This is a genomic window from Actinoplanes sp. NPDC004185, assembly GCF_053603475.1.
In genome coordinates, this window is the sequence record NZ_JBSGFR010000031.1 from 65,306 (window position 1) to 82,718 (window position 17,413).

Annotated in this window: 12 protein-coding genes; 3 read left to right on the top strand and 9 right to left on the bottom strand. The window is 72.5% G+C overall.

Translation table 11 applies throughout. From position 1 onward, the window contains the following. The first annotated feature begins 337 nt into the window (after positions 1–337). Positions 338–1,456, top strand: coding sequence for a TolB family protein (locus ACWEOZ_RS28760; protein WP_451913781.1), 1,119 nt, complete (start codon positions 338–340; stop codon positions 1,454–1,456). A gap of 3 nt (positions 1,457–1,459) precedes the next feature. Here the strand turns inward: ACWEOZ_RS28760 and ACWEOZ_RS28765 are convergent, their stop codons facing one another. Together ACWEOZ_RS28765 and ACWEOZ_RS28770 are read right to left on the bottom strand one after the other, a co-directional pair. Further along, the gene (locus ACWEOZ_RS28765) at positions 1,460–1,765 is read right to left on the bottom strand and encodes a hypothetical protein (protein ID WP_451913782.1); all 306 of its coding nucleotides are present in this window, start codon (positions 1,763–1,765) and stop codon (positions 1,460–1,462) included. A 51-nt stretch (positions 1,766–1,816) separates the two neighbouring features. Next, positions 1,817–2,893 (bottom strand): class I SAM-dependent methyltransferase, encoded by a 1,077-nt coding sequence (locus tag ACWEOZ_RS28770; protein ID WP_451913783.1) that lies wholly within the window; start codon positions 2,891–2,893, stop codon positions 1,817–1,819. A 240-nt stretch (positions 2,894–3,133) separates the two neighbouring features. Between ACWEOZ_RS28770 and ACWEOZ_RS28775 the strand changes: the two genes are divergently transcribed. Beyond that, positions 3,134–3,838, top strand: a complete 705-nt coding sequence (locus tag ACWEOZ_RS28775) for a winged helix-turn-helix transcriptional regulator (protein WP_451913784.1) — start codon at positions 3,134–3,136, stop codon at positions 3,836–3,838. A gap of 41 nt (positions 3,839–3,879) precedes the next feature. Here ACWEOZ_RS28775 and ACWEOZ_RS28780 read toward each other — a convergent pair whose 3' ends face one another. Genes ACWEOZ_RS28780 through ACWEOZ_RS28790 form a run of 3 tightly spaced genes read right to left on the bottom strand, consistent with a single transcriptional unit; the run spans position 3,880 to position 7,344 of the window. Then, positions 3,880–4,992, bottom strand: coding sequence for a tetratricopeptide repeat protein (locus tag ACWEOZ_RS28780; protein ID WP_451913785.1), 1,113 nt, complete (start codon positions 4,990–4,992; stop codon positions 3,880–3,882). A 23-nt stretch (positions 4,993–5,015) separates the two neighbouring features. Next, positions 5,016–6,323, bottom strand: coding sequence for an AAA family ATPase (locus ACWEOZ_RS28785; RefSeq protein ID WP_451913786.1), 1,308 nt, complete (start codon positions 6,321–6,323; stop codon positions 5,016–5,018). Positions 6,324–6,357: 34 nt separating this feature from the next. Next, on the bottom strand, positions 6,358–7,344 hold the full coding sequence (locus ACWEOZ_RS28790; RefSeq protein WP_451913787.1) for an MsnO8 family LLM class oxidoreductase: 987 nt from the start codon (positions 7,342–7,344) through the stop codon (positions 6,358–6,360). A gap of 134 nt (positions 7,345–7,478) precedes the next feature. Between ACWEOZ_RS28790 and ACWEOZ_RS28795 the strand changes: the two genes are divergently transcribed. Continuing rightward, positions 7,479–9,560, top strand: coding sequence for a DUF4153 domain-containing protein (locus ACWEOZ_RS28795; RefSeq protein WP_451913788.1), 2,082 nt, complete (start codon positions 7,479–7,481; stop codon positions 9,558–9,560). Positions 9,561–9,694: 134 nt separating this feature from the next. Here the strand turns inward: ACWEOZ_RS28795 and ACWEOZ_RS28800 are convergent, their stop codons facing one another. Genes ACWEOZ_RS28800 through ACWEOZ_RS28815 form a run of 4 tightly spaced genes read right to left on the bottom strand, consistent with a single transcriptional unit; the run spans position 9,695 to position 17,341 of the window. After that, complete coding sequence (locus ACWEOZ_RS28800; RefSeq protein ID WP_451913789.1) at positions 9,695–11,185, bottom strand: lipopolysaccharide biosynthesis protein; 1,491 nt, start codon at positions 11,183–11,185, stop codon at positions 9,695–9,697. Continuing rightward, complete coding sequence (locus ACWEOZ_RS28805) at positions 11,182–13,284, bottom strand: hypothetical protein (RefSeq protein ID WP_451913790.1); 2,103 nt, start codon at positions 13,282–13,284, stop codon at positions 11,182–11,184. The genes ACWEOZ_RS28800 and ACWEOZ_RS28805 overlap by 4 nt, the downstream gene beginning before the upstream one ends. Further along, positions 13,281–16,361, bottom strand: coding sequence for a glycosyltransferase (locus ACWEOZ_RS28810; RefSeq protein WP_451913791.1), 3,081 nt, complete (start codon positions 16,359–16,361; stop codon positions 13,281–13,283). The genes ACWEOZ_RS28805 and ACWEOZ_RS28810 overlap by 4 nt, the downstream gene beginning before the upstream one ends. Continuing rightward, complete coding sequence (locus ACWEOZ_RS28815) at positions 16,361–17,341, bottom strand: glycosyltransferase family 2 protein (RefSeq protein WP_451913792.1); 981 nt, start codon at positions 17,339–17,341, stop codon at positions 16,361–16,363. The genes ACWEOZ_RS28810 and ACWEOZ_RS28815 overlap by 1 nt, the downstream gene beginning before the upstream one ends. Positions 17,342–17,413 lie beyond the last annotated feature (72 nt).

A 17,413-nucleotide genomic window follows, 5' to 3' on the forward strand; every position in this document is an offset into this window, starting at 1 on the left:
CCAAGCCGACCGAGCTTGTCTAGTGATCTGGACATAGATTTTTTCGGCGGCGGATTCGAGGTCGTGCTGTAGCGGACCCTCGGCTATTGCCCGTCGACGGCACGAGGGTGGACAGTCTGAAGGGCAGGTCGCCGCGTCCTCGGACAGAGGGATATGACCATGGTTTCTCGGGCCCTCGCCGCCGCCACCGCAGTCGTTTCGCTCAGCGCCGGCGCCTGGGGCACGCCCGCGTCGGCCCTCCCCCCGGGCGACGACGATCCGGGTCAGCGAGTCTCTGACCGGCGGACCACCCGGCAACTTCAGCAACGAACCGGCCATCTCCGCGAACGGCCGGTACGTGGCGTTCACCTCCGCCGCCTCCGACCTGGTCCGCGGGGACACCAACCGAAGCTGGGACGTGTTCGTCCGCGACCTCCGCAAGGGCGTCATCAGCCGGGTCAGCCTGTCCGACACCGGCCGGCAACTCGACGGAGCGAGCTACCAGCCCACCATCAGCGGCGACGGTCGCTACATCGCCTTCGTGTCCTGGGCCACGAACGTGACCGCCGGCGATCCCAACCCGACGGGCAACCTCTTCCTGCACGACCGGCGGGCCGGCAGCACGGTACGCATCCCGCCGGCCGGCGAAGGAGCGTCGTACGCACCGTACGCGGACAGCCCGTCGATCAGCCGCGACGGCCGCGTGATCGCTTTCAGCAGTCGCAACCCCGTTCTGCCCGGCGACACCAACGACACGGCCGACGTCTTCGTCTGGCGTCGCGGCACCGCGCGCATCGAGCAGGTCAGCGTGTCCAGCCAGGGCCACCGCGGCAACGCCGAGAGCTACCAGCCGGCTGTCAGCGCCGACGGCCGGTACGTGGCTTTCACCTCGGATTCCGGCAACCTCGCCGTCGACGCGACCGGACTGTGGGAGGTCTACCTGCGTGACCTGCGGACCCGTACGACCACGATGGTCAGCCGGTCGAGCGAGGGCGTACCGGCCGACGGGGAGAGCAACCTCGGCGGGGTCAGCGCCGGTGGCCGGTACGTCCTGTTCGCGTCGACCGGAGCGAACCTGGTCCCCGGGGACGTCAACGACGTTTCGGACGTGTTCCTGCGGGACCGCCGGTACGGCACGACCCGCCGGGTGAGCGTTTCGCGTACCGGTGGCCAGCTGAGCATGGGCAGCGGCCAGGCCGCACTGAGCGAGACCGGACGCTACGCCGCCTTCGTGTCGCCGGACCCCACCATCGTGGCGGGCGACACCAATGAGCTCGCCGACGTGTTCGTCCGGGACCTGCGCACCGGGCGCAACACCCGGGTGAGCATGCCGGCAACGGGCGGACAGTCCGACAGCGACAGCAACGACCCGGCGATCGATGCGCACGGCCACCGCGTCGCCTTCGTGTCGATGGCGACGAACCTGGTGCCCGGGCCCGCCCGCGGCGTCGAGGCGGTCTACCTCCGCACGCGGTGAGGGTCAGCGGGTGGGACGGAGCAGCACGGCGTACAGGTCGCCGGAGCCGGGCTCGTGGACATTGCCGTCGCCGTCGCGCCCGAGCGGAGCGGAATCACCGGCTGCCGGGAAGTACCAGCCCTCCTCCACGTCGGCCAGCGGCGAGCACTCGTCCCCACCGGCTCCGTCCCTCGCGACGACCACCACGGCATCGTCGGGCAGATCAGCGAGGATGTCCCGCAGACCCGCGACGGTCATCATCCCGAGAGTGAAGATCGGGTCGACCCGGGCATTCTGATCGCGTACATACGTGTTGTCATCGGCGCTCACTGCCGTTCTCCGTCCGTTGCGACGTCGCCATGATGCTCCATGGAGCGATAGTCACATCCTGGCCTCCAGGATGATGTTGAACGGGGTTTCGGTCGCCCGGCGCACCTGGGTGAAGCCGGCCTCGTGCAGCACCGCCGTCAACCGCTGTTCACCGGCCTGTGCTCCCAGTCCCAGCCCGACGTCCTGAGCCAGCGAGCCCGGGGTACAGATGACCGTGGACAGGCCGTAGTAGGCCCGCCCCACCGGGTTCAGGTTGTCCTCGACCGCGTCGCCGGCCGCCGGCTCGACCAGCAGCAGGGTGCCGTCCGGGGCCAGGGCCTGCCGGATGCGACGTGCGCTCCCGACCGGGTCGCCCATGTCGTGCAGGGTGTCGAACAGGCACACCAGGTCGTACCCGTGGCCCGGCAGGTCCTTCGCCGGCGCAAGGTCGAACCGCACCCGCCCGCTCACGCCGGCCCGGACCGCCGCCTCGCGGGCGGCATCGATCGACGGCTGGTGCAGGTCGATGCCCACGAACGACGAGCGTTCGAACGCCTGGGCCATGATGATGGTCGACGCGCCGAGCCCGCACCCGACGTCGGCGACCCTCGCCCCCGAGCGCAGCTTGTCCACCACTCCGTCCAGGGCCGGCAGCCACTGCCCGACCAGGTGGGCGGCGTAGCCGGGGCGGAAGAACCGCAGCACGCCGGAGAACAGCCGGTCGTCGTGCTCGTGCCAGCCGACTCCCGCCCCGGTGCGGAACGCGTTCACGAACGCGTCGTGGTCGGCGTAACAGGAGGCGATGGTCTCGAACGCGCCGCCGAGGAAGACCGGACTGTCCTCGTTCGCGACCACCATGGCCTGCTCCGGAGGCAGCTCGTAGGTGCCGTCCCCCGGGTGGAAGACGACATAGCCGCCGGCGGCCTGGTTGCCCAGCCATTCCCGGACGTACCGCTCGGTGGTGCCGGTCCGGTGGGCCAGCGTGGCCGACGTGATCGGCCCGGCGCCGGCCATCGCCTTGTAGAGGCCCAGCCGATCGCCGAGGTGCAGCAGCAGCCCCGAGATGGCCGCGCCCATGTCGAGGACCGCCTGCCCGACGAACGCCTCGAGTTTTCCCTGATCGATCGGCCGGATGTCGGTCGCAGTCATTTCGTGTCTCCGCTCCTCGGCCCAGGTCCACGACGGACCTGGCTGAATGCCTGTCACCGAGGATGGGGGTCCGGCGACCAGGGCGACCAGTGACGATGTCGTACCGCCGCAGGTGGGCTCCGATCGCCGGGCGAAGGCGACGAACCGGACCGGTGGCCCGGCCGGGCCACCGGCCGGCAGGGTCCCGGCGGTACAGGATCCGTACTACCGGGTGGCGCCGTGAGCGAGCACGATGGCCAGATGAATCGCCGGGAGTACTGCCCGATCGCGGCCGGCGCCGAGGTGCTGGGAGACCGCTGGACCCCGTTGATCATTCGCGAGGTGATGGTCGGTGCCCGCGGCTTCAACGAGATCCATCGTGGGCTTCCCCGGATGAGCCGCACCCTGCTCGCGCAGCGGCTGCGCGAGCTTCAGCGACGGGGCTTGCTGACGCACGAGGCGAGCCGGGCCGGCCTGCCGGGCGTCTATGCCCTGACGGCGGCCGGTCAGGCGCTGACCCCCATCGTGTGGGCGATGGGCGCCTGGGCCGCTGAATGGATGTTCGGCGATCCGACCGACGAGGAATGCGATGGCCTGACGCTGATCTGGCGCACGCACCAGGTCGCCATCCCCGCCAAGCTTCCCGAGACCCGCACCGTGGTGCACGTCGTGCTCACCGGGGCCGGTGGCGCCCAGGGCTGGCTGGACATCCAGCGTCCCGGCATCACGGTCTGCAAGGACGACCAGGGCCTGCCCGTCGATCTCGCCCTCGAAGCCGACACCGCCCAGATGCACCGCTGGCTCGTCGGAATAGTGCCCTTCCGCGACATGGTCGCCAACGGACACGCCCGGTTCCTCGGGCCGAGCCGCCTGGCCAAGGCCTTCCCCACCTGGTTCGACACGACCCAGTTCTCGGTCAACCTGCAACGGGCCGAACGCCGGCGTCGCGAGCTCCTGACCGCCTGAACGATCGCCCTCCGGAGCGCGGCAGGGCCACCGAGCCGGCGTCAGTCCTGCGGCGCGGCTTCCCGGCGGCCCGCGGCCACACTGAACCAGCCTCGGCGGACCAGCCACGACACCTCGCGGGCGAACCAGTTACGGGCCCGAAGCACCAGCAGGATGAACGGCAGCGAGGTCGCCGGCATGGCGAACACCTTGACCCCACCGGCCCCTTCGGGATCGGGGTCGACCGCGAACAGCACCGCGGCCAACGCCGTCACCACCACCCGCAGTATGGCCGCCGCGAACGTCGGCCGGCGCAGATTCTGGCGGATCAGCACCCGGGTCGGGCCGGACAGCGCCCGCAGCCGCCACCGCACGTACGCCGCGGCGCCGGCTGTACCGCATCCGGCCGTCAGCACGGCCGCCCCGACGCCGGCCGGGCCGTCCACCTGCGTCCGCAGCGCGAACGCGGCCAGCGAGGTGACCACCAGGATCAGGCTGGCGACGTCGGTGATCAGCCAGAGCGCCGCCCGGGCGCTGCGGGTGGCCGTACGCACGACGGACTCGTCGGTCGGCGCGGCAGCCAGAGACGCGGCCAGCAGCGGTGAGGCGCTCAGCGCGTACCCGCGGCCGGCGTCCAGCTCCGCCAGCGAGGACAACGCGACCGGGTCATCGGGGGCCAGCGCCAAGGCCCGCTCGTACGCCGTCCGGGCCGGGCCGAACCGGGCCATGCGGCGCTGCACATCACCGTCGGCCACGTGCACCATCGGATCCTCCGGCGCGAGCCGCCGGGCCCGTACCGCGGCCTTGTCGGCGGCCGCGATGTTGCCGGTGCCGCCGGCCGCGAGCAGCGCGTACACCATCACGAGCTCGTTGCGGTGGTCCTCGGGACCGAGCTCGCGGGCCGTGTGCGCCGCGGCGAGGCTCTCACCGGCGCGCCCGGTCTCCATCAGCAGGGCGGCGAGCTGCCGGTGGGCGAACGGGAGCTCCGGCGCCAGTGCGACAGCGTGGGCAGCCACCGCGATGGCCTCGTCGTGGCGTCCGGTGGCGTGCCGGCACACGCTCAGCAGGACGAGCGCGACCACGTCGTCCGGGTGCTCGGCGAGGTGCCGCTCGACCAGCGGCGCGGCGTCGTCCGGGCGCCCCACGGCCAGCAGGTGCCGGGCCCGGGCCGCCATCTCCTCGAGCGGCGTCGGTGCGGTTATCGCAGCATCTTCCGCGCCTTGAGGTACGCGACGAGGTCGTCGTAGGCGCCGCCTTCGTTGCTGAACATCGCGACGTTGCGGGCCGTGGCGAACCACGGGCCGGTGGACGGCCGGACCTCGCCCAGGGCCCGGTCGAAGTCGGGCTGGCCGATCATCCGGACCTTGCCGCTGCGCATCGAGTCGGCCATCGCGTATTCGGCCGCGGTCTCGCACAGGTGGGTGAGATCGGCGCCGGAGAAGTCCTCGGTCGCCGCGACGATCCGCGGCAGGTCGATGCCGGCGATCGGGCGGTCGCGCAGGCTGAGCTGGATGATCGCGTCCCGGGCGGCCGCGTCCGGCGGCAGCACCAGCACCATCCGGTCGAGCCGGCCGGGACGGCGCAGCGCCGGGTCGACCTGCCAGGGCGTGTTCGTCGCGGCGAGCACGAACACCCCCTCGTTGTCGGCGTCGATGCCGTCCAGCTCGGCGAGCAGCTGGTTGCCCACGGTGCGCATCGCGCTGGAGTGGGTCTGGGACCGCTTCTGGCCGAGGGCGTCGACCTCGTCGAGGAAGAGCACGCACGGGGCGTTGCGCCGCGCCGTCTGGAACAACTCGTGCAGGTTGCGCTCGGAGTTGCCGATCCACATGTCCAGGACGTCGACGATGGACAACGACATGAACCGGGCGCCCATCTCACCGGCGACGGCCCGGGCCAGGAACGTCTTGCCGCAGCCGGGCGGGCCGTACAGCATCAGGCCGCCCCGCAGGCTCTTGCCGTACAACTTGCGCAGTTCCGGGTCGCGCAGCGGGCCCAGGAAGGAGAGCTCCAGGCGTTCCTTGACGGCGTCCATGCCGCCGACGTCGGCCAGCCGCACCTTCGACGACTCGACGTCGAACTGCCGGTCGCCATCTCCGCGGACCGGTTCCGGCAGATCACCCGCGGGATGGGGTACGGGCGAGGCACCGGCCGGTTTCTCCCCGGTGACGTAGCGGGGCGGCACGACATCGGACAGCTCCTGCTCGTACGCCCCCAGCAGGTCGTCCTGGCGCTCACCCGGATCGGCGGTCGGGGCGACCGGCTCGTGGCCCGGCTGCCCGGCGGGCGTCCCCGCGCCCGGCGCGGTCGTGGTGAGGGCGCGCCGCATGAGCTCCTGCGCGGCCTGGTTGCCGGGATCCCGCGCGAGCACCAGCCCGGCGTGCGGCACCGCGTCGGCCGCCCGGCCGAGGTCGATGAGCACCCCGGCGACATGCAAGCGCAGCGTCAGGTCGTCGGGCCGCGCGTCGACGGCGGCGGTGAGGCTGGTGATCAGGGCGTCGTCGCTCATGGCCCGAGAAGAATACGGGAAGCCCGCCCGGCCGTCAGGGGCGCAGGAACATCGCGGCCAGGGCGGCGTCCGAGGCGTGCAGAGCGTCGCGGTCGAAGGTGCTGCCGGTGGCGACCAGTTCGGCGGCTCCGGTGCGGTCGAGGATCTCGGTGAGGCGGCGTTGCACCCGGTCCGGTGAGCCGGTGATCGCCGCGGCGGTGATCTGGTCGACGTACTGCTGCTGGCGCGGGGTACGGGCCGCGGCGCGGGCGGCAGCCACCGGTTCGAGCGGCGGGAACACCCCGGTCGTACGGCTTCGGGCCATCGCCCACGCCTCGGGAAGCAGCAGGTCGGTGGCTTCCGCGTCGGTGTCGGCGACCAGCACGTCCAGGCTGATGGCCAGCCACGGTTCGGGTTGCTGGGCGGAGGGTTCGAAGGTACGCCGGTAGTCGGCCAGCGCCTGGGCACCGTCGGCGCCGAGCAGCGGGCCGCCCGCGATCACCGGCAGGCCCAGGTGTGCCGCGATCCGCAGGCCGGTTCCGGTGGCCAGCACGTACAGCGGGATGGGGCCGTCCGGCTGCGGGTGCAGGGTGATCTCCGCCGTACCGGTGAGGAAGCCACGCAGCTCGGCGAGGTCGGCGGCGAAGTCGCCGTCGGCCTGCCGCAGGGCCCGGCGCACCGGCGCGGTGAAGCCCGGCGACCGGCCCAGCCCGAGGTCGACGCGGCCCGGCGCGAAGGCGGACACCGTGGCGAACTGCTCGGCGACGACGAGCGGCTGGTGGTGCGGCAGCATGACACCGGCCGAGCCGAGCCGGATCACCGTCGTGGCGCCGGCGACGGCGGTCAGCAGCGGTGCCGGGGCGGCACCGGCTATCCCGGGGACGCCGTGGTGCTCCGCGACCCAGAAGCGGTGATAGCCGAGCTGCTCAGCCCGCATGGCGCGAGTGACGGTGCCCCGGAGCGCCGCACCGTCCGTCTCGCCGCTACGGGTGCGTGACCGGTCCAGCAGCGAGAGACGAACATCGGCGTTGATCACACCCATGCCAGCGTCGGTGCGGGCGGTCCTTGTTCCCGCAGGCTACTCTCCGGTCGTCGCGGCGGTACGGGACCGTCCCAACGTACAAAGGCCGCACGATCGGCTCATCGCGGGCCGAACTGACCACCGAGGAGGGTGAAGTGGCGGATCTGCCACCGAAACAGCCTGATCCCCAGGCGGCGAAGGCCGCCGCCGCGGCCCCGCCGCCGGCACCTCAGCTGCTGGTCATGCCGCCCACCGACGCGATCCCGTCGCTGGCCTGGCCGGGGGCCGAGGGGCAACCCGCCTGGGCGATACCGGTCCTGGTGCCGCCCGGTACGCAGGGATATGCGATCTTCGTGCCGATGGTTCCGGCCCAGGCGTCGGCCCCGGCCCCCGCCAGACCGGCCCCCACCAAACCGGCCGACCAACCCCAGAAACCCGCGCCAACCCCGACCGTCACCACCCCAGCCGTCACCACCCCGGCCGTCACGGCGCCGGCCGTCACCACCCCGGCCGTCGCGGCGCCGGCTGTCACCACACCGGCCGTCACCACACCGGCCGTCACCACACCGGCCGTCACCACACCGGCTGCGGCCGCTCCGGCAGCTGTCAAGAGCCCGGCCACACCCCCCTCGGCCGTCCCGCCGCAACCTCTGCCACCGGCTCCTCAGCGTCCGCATCCCCATACGCCCCTGTACCCGCCGCGCCCGCTCGGCACGTACGAGCGGCCGCCGAGCGCGTGGCAGACCTTCCGCGAGAAGCACTGGCCCGGACCGAAGAAGACGCTGGGCTGGGCCGTCCCGGCCGGCGTGCTCGCCGGTGCCCTCGGCTTCCTGATCTTCCTGCCGCTGAACCGGGTGGGGATCGGCTGGTTCCTCGGCTGGCTGGCCCTGACACTGGGTGTCGCATTCGCCGTCCGGAAGTCCGCCGATCTGCCGCGCCGCGAGCGGCTGATCCGCTCCGGCTGGGCTGTGGCGGCGCTGGCCCTGCTGCTCGTCCCGGCGTTCCGCAACGCGTGGTGGCTGGTGACGTTCAGTGTGCTGGGCGCGATCGGCTGCACCGCGCTGGCCATCGTCGGCGGCCGACAGATCAGATCGATCCTGTTCAGCCTGGTGGCTGCCCCGTACGCCGCACTCGCCGGCATCCCGTGGGTCCGCAGCCACCTGAAAGCGGGCCGCAATCCGGGCATCGCCCGGCGGATCTTCTTCTCGGTCGTCCTCACCGCGGTGGTGCTGCTCGTCTTCGGCGCGCTGCTGTCGTCCGCCGACGTCGCGTTCTCCCAGCTGCTGGACCACGCCATCCCCGATCTGGGCATCGACTCGGTCTTCCAGTGGATCTTCCTGGCCGGGGCCGGTGCCCTGCTCGCCGTATCCGGGATCTACACGCTGGCCGCACCGCCGTCGACGTCCAGCCTGGACACCGAGGGCAAGGGCAGGTTCGGCCTGCTCGAGTGGGCGCCGGCCGGCGCCGCGCTCGTGCTGCTCTTCGGCGGTTTCGTCGCCGTGCAGTTCACCGTGCTGTTCGGAGGCAGCCGGCACGTGCTGAAGACGGCCGGGCTCAGCTACTCGCAGTACGCCCGGAGCGGCTTCTGGCAGCTGGTCGCGGTCACCCTGTTGTCCCTCGCGCTGATCGCGAGCCTGGCCCGCTGGGCGAAACGGGACCAGCCGGCGGAACGGGTGCTGCTCCGCGTACTGCTGGGTCTGCTCTGCGCCCTGAGCGTCATCATCGTCGCGTCCGCGCTGTCCCGGATGTGGGAGTACCAGCGGGTCTACAGCTTCACCGGTGAGCGGATCTTCGTGATGGCCTCCGAGATGCTGCTCGGCGTGATCTTCGTGCTGATCGCGGTGGCCGGCCTCAGGTGGCGGGGCCGCTGGATTCCCGGAGCCACCGTCGGTCTCGCCGTGCTGATGCTGCTCGGTCTCGCCGCCCTCGACCCCGAGGGCTATGTGGCCAGCCGCAACGCGGCCCGCTACGAGGGCTCCGGCAAGATCGACGCCTGGTACCTGCGGGCGCTGTCCGCCGACGCGACCCCGGCCCTGACCGAACTGCCCGATCCGGTACGCCGGTGCACGCTCAGCTGGATCGCCGAGGACCTCAAGGAACCCGACCCCTGGTACGCCTGGAACCTCGGCCGGCAACGGGCCCGCGAAGCCCTCGCCGACCTGGGTCCCGCCGCGATCGGGGGCCAGAAGGACTGCCGCGCCGCCGACCAGTTCGACCTGCCCAAGAAACGCCGATGAGCGAGGGAGCTCCGGTTTCGCACCGGAGCTCCAGCTCAGGGTCCCGGGATGATCCGGCGGGTCTCGTAGGCCCACATGGCGATCTCCACGCGGTTGCGGCTGCCAGCTTGGCGATCAGGCGCACGGGTCAGGTTTCACGGACGAACGGACACGTCGGCCGCTTGCGGCGGCGCCGGGGCGGCCGGGACCGTGTCGGCGGACTTCTTCCCGATCCGTATCAGCTCGCGCAGGAACCAGACGACGCATCCGGTGGCGGCGACGACGCGGACGGCCAGCACGACCGGCGTGTCCGCGATGCCGGCCGACAGCACCGCGAACACGGCCACTCCCGCGAGCTGCAGCTGCAACAGCCGGGCCGGCGGTGGAGCCTTCTGCCGGCCGCGTCCGGCCATGGACAGCGCGACGTGCAGGAAGGCGTACGCGGCCAGGGTGGCCAGCGCGGAACCGGTCAGCCCCAGCCGGGGCACCAGGACGAGGTTGAGCACTACGTTGAGCGCCGCGGCGAGGATCGTCATGACGGCGATCACCACAGTCCGGCCGTCCGCCGTCAGGGCCCTCGTCGCCGCGAGCTGGCCGGCGGACGGGATGACCGTGATCAGCACGATGCACAGCAGCAGGAGCAGGCTGTCGGGCCGGTACGACGAGGGCGCCCAGACCCGCAGCACCAGCGGAGCGCCGCAGGCGAAGCCGATCACGATCGGGATCAGCAGCCGGTAGAGGGCGTCGCGGCTCTCGGCGAGCACGGTACGCCGTTCCGCGTCGCTGGTGATCGCGAAGAACCGGGGCATCCAGGCCGAGTGCAGGATCCACAACAGCAGCATCGGCATCGACCCGATGTTGTACGCGACCTGGTAGCGGGCCACTTCCTCGCTGCCCAGCGCGGCCCCGATGACCAGCCGGTCGGAGGTCGACAGCACGAAACTGCTCAGCGCCGACGGCACCAGCGGCAGCGCGAAGGCCAGGGCCCGGGCCAGCACCACCCGGTCCTTCAGCCGGAAGAGCGCCGGTGGGGCCAGCGCCAGGCCCAGCAGAGCCGCCAGGAGCTCGGCGGCGACCTGGCCGGTGAGGAAGACCTCGGCGGTGGGCCGGTAGAACTTCACCAGGCCCAGCGCCAGCGCCTCGGCGACGACCGACTGCACGAGGCCGACCACGCTGAAGAAGGCCAGCTTGTCCTGGCTGCGCAGCAGCGCGAGGGAGACGGTGGTCAGAGCCGACGCGCCGGCCCACAGCACCGCCAGGCGCAGCGCGGTCACGTCGTCCGCCATCTGCAGGGCGTCCGCCCACAGGCCGATCGTGCACCAGGCCAGCGCCGAGATGGCCACGATGACCACGACGGCGGCCAGGACCAGTTGACGGGCTCCCCGCGGGTTGCCCCGGGCGGAGTACTCACGCTGGACCGCCGTCTGCAGGCCCAGGCCGGCGAAGACGAAGAGCACCTGCATGACGGCGTTCGCCGAGGTCACCGTGCCGAACGAGGACAGGCCGAGAACGCGGGTGGTGACCGGGGTGAGCACGGCCGCGCTGACGATCTGCACCGCCCACATCAGCATGTACAGCGAGTCGCGGCCGAAGAGCTGGGCCACGTGGTCGTCGGGCGCCGGTTCGGCGCGCACCTTCGCCGTCACGGGCCGGTGTACTCGAACAGGACGGTGCCGCCGGACGAGTACACGACCCGCCAGGACGGTGACGCGGCGAACGAGTCCCGCAGTCCCTCGAACTGCTGCCGGGTGTGCATCCCGTACTCCCACCCGTAGGCCGACGACGCCGGGGACCACAGGGCGTACCGGCGTGCGGCCGGTGACCTGGCGGCGGTGTAGCGGACGAACTCATCGGTGATGTGTTGCCGGTTCGCCGCCGCGGACGTACCGGTGAGTGCGAAGCCCTGCGGGTCGACCTCGCTGCGCCGGAGGACGACGTGGGTCTGTCCCGCTTCCGGCGCGGCGATCGGCAGGTCGAGGACGGCCGGGCCCAGCAGGAGCAGGAAGCCGGTCTCGGGCGGCCGCAAGCCGGTCGCGACGAAGCGGTGCAGGGCCACCTGGTCCGGTCTGCGCAGGACGTTCGAAGCGTCCAGCCCGTGCGCGGCGACGGCGAAGGTCGCGCAGAGGGTCAGCAGGACGGCCAGCGTCCGGCGGCCGGCCGCCGCCGGTGCGCCGCGGCCGAGGGCCGGGGCGGCGAGCACGGCCAGCCAGGGCAGCGCGAAGAGGATGGCGCGGAAGATGCCCTCGTTCCCGTACGGGTTGATCGCGACCGCCACCAGCCCGACCGCCGACGACACCGCCAAGGCCCAGGTCCGCACCTGCCGGCGGCCCCGGATCAGGGTCGTCAGAGCGAGGACGCCGACCAGCAGGACGCCGGCCAGCATGGCGACCAGCGTGACCGTGACGATCGGCAGCTTGTGCAGGCCCGGCGTCACCGACGACTGCGGGACGCCGAAGTTCCCGACGTCGCCGACGCTGCCGAGCGAGACGAACTGCGCCAGGTCACCGGCGTGCACACCGGTCCAGACGAACACCGGGACCAGCACGGCGGCCGGCATCCACCAGGGGCGCAGGCGGCCGAACACCACGAGCACGCAGAGCGTGCCTCCGATGATGTACGGGCTGAGCTGGTGCGCCACGGTGACGGCCGAACCGAGCAGGACCATGATCGTCACCCGGGCCGCGACCCGCATGGACGACAGGGCGACGCCCAGGATCAGCAGGCCGAGGACGAGGCCGACGGACTGGGGCGAGAAGTAGTCCTGGCCGAGCGGGTCGGCCAGGACGCCGAGTCCCGCGGCGAGCCACGGCAGGGTTCTGCCGTCGAGCAGCTGACCGGCGAAGTAGCGCATCGCGAACACCCGGGCGACACCGATGACCGCCGGCCAGGCGGTGGCCAGACCGAGCGGGTCCCGGAGGCCGGCGACGTCGCTGAGCCACGCCATGCCCGAGAAGAAACCGGGCCAGTCGTTGTAGACGGCAACCGGCGTGTGCAGCTGGAAGGTGTCGCGGATCTGCTGGACGAACTCGAGGTGCTTGGCCGCGGTCTGGATCCGCGGACCGTCGTAGACCAGGGCCGGCGTACCGGTGATCACCAGCATCAGGAGCAGCACCCCGACGCCCAGGCTGACCTCGTCGGCGGATCGGGCCGAGGCCAGCGCCGCGATGATGAGGAGCAGGCCCAGGTACCACAGCGGTCCGATGTCGGTCAGGTAGCCCCAGAGCCCGGGTTCGAGATGGCGGTGGGTGAGCGCCGCGACGCCACAGAGCGCCGCACCGCCGAGCGCCAGCATCAGGGCCCGCGGAGGCGCCGTCCGCGGGAACGCGGACCGCGCCGGGAGTTCGCGGACGGCGGCGGCGATCCCGGCGACGTGCAGCGGAGCGGTGACGACGCAGACGATCGCCGCGAAGAGCATCGGCTGCCACAGCCGGCCCAGCAGCATCACGGCCGACACCCCGACCAGGACAGCCAGCGAGGTGCCCCCGGTGAACGCGAGGCGCTGGACCAGGCCCATCCGCCGGCTGAGCGCCCACGGCGCCGCGCCCAGCCCGATCAGCAGGTAACCGAGCATGCCGGCGGCCCGCAGGTCCCCGGCGCCGGTCAGCAGCCCGGCCACGCCGATGAGCAGAGCGACCAGGCTGATCGCCGAGAGGACCAGCCGGGCCCGGGCGGTGTCGCCGGGCCGCGGCGCCTCGGCCGGGGCAGCAGCCCGCGGCGCAGCGACGTGCGACAGGGTGGCAGTCACGTACGGGCCTCCGAGCGTCGTGCCGCGCGGCGGGCCGCGGCGTACAGCCAGGGACCGGCCAGGTAGCCGGTGAACTCGCGGCGCAGGGCTCCGCGCGGCGCCGTCACCGACGCGGCCAGCCGCTCGTCGGTCTGCCGCTTGATCTGCGCCATCCGGCCCAGGCCGGCGGGCACCCGGCGCAGCACCTGCATGCGGGTGTCGGCGTGCAGCATCAGCTTCATGAGGTACGCGGTCAGCCCGGTCCCGTACCCGTACATCTGCTGCAGCAGCGAGTCCTCGTCCGCACGGTGGTGGTGCCACACGACCGCGGACGGCTCGTACGCGATGGCGCCGCCGCCGAGCAGCACCCGGACGAAGGCGTCGAGGTCCTCGCCGCCGCGGGTGCGGGTGCCGGCGCCGAGGGCCTCGTCGAACCCGCCGAGCCCGACCAGCCGCTCCCGGTCGAACGCGAAGCTGGCCCCGGTGCCGAAGATACCCGCCGAGAACGGGTACAGCGCGTCGTTGCGCCGGCTCGCCGACATGTCGAACAACTGCGGGCGGGTGCGCGTCGACCACGACAGCAGCCGGGCGTCGCAATACGCCTCGGAGTCGTTGGAAATGGACGCCGTGCAGACCAGGCCGGTGACGCACACGACGTCGGCGCGGCGCTGGAAACCGCGGGCCAGGCCGCGGAGCCAGCCGGCGTCGACGGCGACGTCGTCGTCGGTGTACGCGATGTAGCGTCCCCGCGCCGCGGCCAGGCCGGCGTTGCGGGCGCGGGACAGGCCGGGCCGGGGCTCGCACAGGTAGCGGAACCGGTCGTCGGCCGCGGCGTACGACTTGACCAGCAGCTCGGTCGAGGCGTCATCCGGCGCGTTGTCGACGATCAGGAATTCCACCGCCGGGTGGTCGAGGGCCGCGAGCCGGTCGAGACAGGCGGGCAACGACTCACTGCGGTTGCGGGTGCAGACCACGACGGAGAACAGCTCGTCGGCGTCGACGCGGTTGGGGCAGGCCGGTGGCGCAGCGCCGGGACGCCACGTGGGCCGCTCGGACTCCGCCGGGATCGGGGCGCCCTCGGCGACCAGGTGCGCTTCGAGGGCGGCCCCGAACTCGCGCCAGGCCGCGGCCCGGATCTCCACCGCGTCCGAGGCGGTCCCGGTCCGCGGCAGGCTCAGATAACCCAGCGGCTCACCGTGCATACGGACGAGCAGCCGCATCGTGGTCTCATCCCGAGGCGCAACGACGCCGATGGGCGCCGAGTCACCGGAGAGCTCGAACTCACCGCACCACGCCGCCGGGGAGTCCGCCCCGGGCACGGTCGCGTCCCGGCGCAGGCGGGCCAAGGTGGCCGGCACGCCGAGAGCCGCGGCCAGGGCGTGCAGCTCCCGTCCGACCCGGACGCCGGGACGGTTCCGGGGCGGATCGGCGACCATGCGGAGCAGCGCCGACGGCGTGGTGTCGCGCTTGACCTCGACCCGCGGCAGCGCGTACCGGTTGCGCGGGCCGGGGTGGGCGTGATCGGTGGTGACCGCGAAGGCGGCGTCGAAACCGGCCCGGCGGACGTGGCCACGGAGGCGGGAATCGTATTCCCCGTACGGATAGACGAAGATCCGTGGCGTCCCGAGCCCGGCCGCGGCCAGAGCGTCACGCGACGCGCGGATGTCGGCGCGCAGTTCGCCGGCGCCGAGCGTGGTGAGGTGGGCGTGCCGCCGGCTGTGCGACGCGATCTCCCAGCCGCCGGCCCGCAGCGCCGCGAGCTGAGCGGCGTCCAGCAACGGCAGCCGGGCCCCGCCGCCGTGGTCGGCGACCCAGGCGTTGTACCCGCCGATCTGGTCGCCGACGACACAGACCACCCCGCGGATCCCGAGCCGGTCCAGGACCGGCGCCGCCTCAGTCAGCACACTGGAGTACGCGTCGTCGAACGTCAGCAGGACACTGCGGGGCGGGAGCGGCCGGCCGCCCAGGTGGTCGAGGAAATCGTCGGCGTCGATGAAGCGGTGGCCGGCCTCGAGCAGCGCGGCGATCTGTTCCGCGAACAGCTCAGGAGGCACGCCGTACTGCCGGTCGCGGCTGTCCGGGACGTCGGCGATCGCGTGGTAGGCCAGGATGCGCGGGCCGGCGTCGGCCGCCACGTCGAGCCCGCCGTTCTGCCGGACGGCCCGCCAGTACACCGAGTCACGGAACCGCGCGAACAGGTACTCGGTGGGCAGGTCCATGCGGCCCCGGCCGACCCGCCGGACCACGAGTTCGCCGGCCGCCCGGGTCAGCCCGTCCGGCAGCGTCGCGAGGGCGCGTACGAGCCGGCCGGCGGCGGTGTGCCCGCCGTGGTTGGCGGTCAGGATCGAGCCGAGGCCGGGATGCTTGCGCGCGAGCATGGTGTCGGCGTGCCCGGCCTGCGTCCACTGCCGGATGTTCTGCTCCGGGGACACGACGTAGTGCTGGTGCGAAACCGCGGACAGGTTGGCCCGCACGCGGGCGCCGTCCTGCAGCAGCCGGTAGACCAGGTCGGTGTCCTCGCCGCCGAACGTGCCGTTGGCGGTCAGGCCGGCGTCGAAGCCGCCGAGCCGGGCGAACCACTCGGCCCGCACCGACAGCTGGCCGCTCAGGAAGTCGCCGACCCCGAGCCGGCCTTCGGAGCGGTCGAGCCGCGCCTTGCGCTGAGCCGCCCAGCGTTCGATACCGCGGGTCAGCAGGTTGCGGGGCGACCTCGGATCGAGCTCCATGTGCCCGACCACCGCGTCCGCCCCGGCCGCCAGGGTCTTCTCGTGCTCGACCAGCAGGTCGGCTTCCACCGTCATGTCGTCGTCGAGGAAGAGCAGGTACCGGCCCCGGGCCGCGGCGGCGCCGGCGTTGCGGGCCGCGGCGGAACCCTGATTCGACTGCTCGTGGACCGTCAGCGGGAGCGGCAGGTCGAGGCTCCGCAGGGCCTCCACCGTCCCGTCCCGGGAGCCGTCCACCACGACGATCAGCTCGCACGGCCACGGCCGCCGGGTGGCGACCACCGACGACACGGTGTTCAGCACGATGTCCCGGCGCTCGAAGGTGGGAATGATGATGCTGAAGAGTACGGACGACGCGTCCATGGCGTTTCCCATCAGTGATTCGCTGAGGTGAGCGCGCCATGCTGCAACGACTCGACCACGTAGCCGAAAATGGTGCTGCCCAGCCCGACCAGGACGACGCCGCCCCGCAGCAGCCCCGCCGGGTTGCGCCGCATGCCGGTGACGGCCAGCAGGACCGCCGACGGCAGCGTGACCTTGACGTAGCGCCGTTCCGAGGCCAGACCCGCGCGGCTGCCCTGGAGCATGGACACGATCCGCTTGGACCGCCCCTCGTGATAGCACCGGCTCACGAAGTACCGCATGGTCTGCCGGACAGCCGGGACGTAGTGGTCGACCGCGGACGCCGGGTCGAAGACCACGATGTTGCCGTCCCGGGCAGCCACCCGGATGCAGAACTCGGTCTCCTCGCACCCGACCGGGGTCGTGCCGACCCGCCCGATCGCCCCCGAGAAGCCTCCCACCTGCCCGAACACGGATCGCCGGACCGCCATGGAGGCGCCGATCGGGTTGCGTACCGTCGTCTTGACCTCCGGCAGGCCGCGATAGCTGCACCCGACCACCCAGCCGAACTCGGGCGGGAACCAGCTCGGCGGCCGGCCGCCCTCCCAGCGCGGCTCGACCGCGGTGCCGGCCACCGCGACCTCGTCGTTGGCGAAAGACTCGCGCAGACCGGTCAGCCACCCCGGCCGCGCCGCCGCGTCGTCGTCGAGGAAGGCGACCACGTCGCCGCGGCTGAGCCGGACCCCGGTGTTGCGGGCGTCGGAGAGACCCCGCCGGCCCTCGTTGCCGGCGACCCGGGCCCAGGGCAGTACGGCCCGCACCCGAGCCATCAGGTCGTCGTTGTGGTCGATCACCACGACCAGCTCGTCAGCCGGGCCCAGCTGGGCCCGGACCGACGCACAGGCGTCCAGCAGCTCGCCGAACCGCGAGTCGGCATAGCTGCAGATGACAACACTGATCGAACGGGAAACGGCCGGTGCCGTTAGGACTCGCTCATCAACCGGATACACCACGACCGGTTCCTCTCCGTCACGGAGGCCACCACCGCGGCCAGGATCTCCATCGGTGCTGTGGCGTGCGACCTG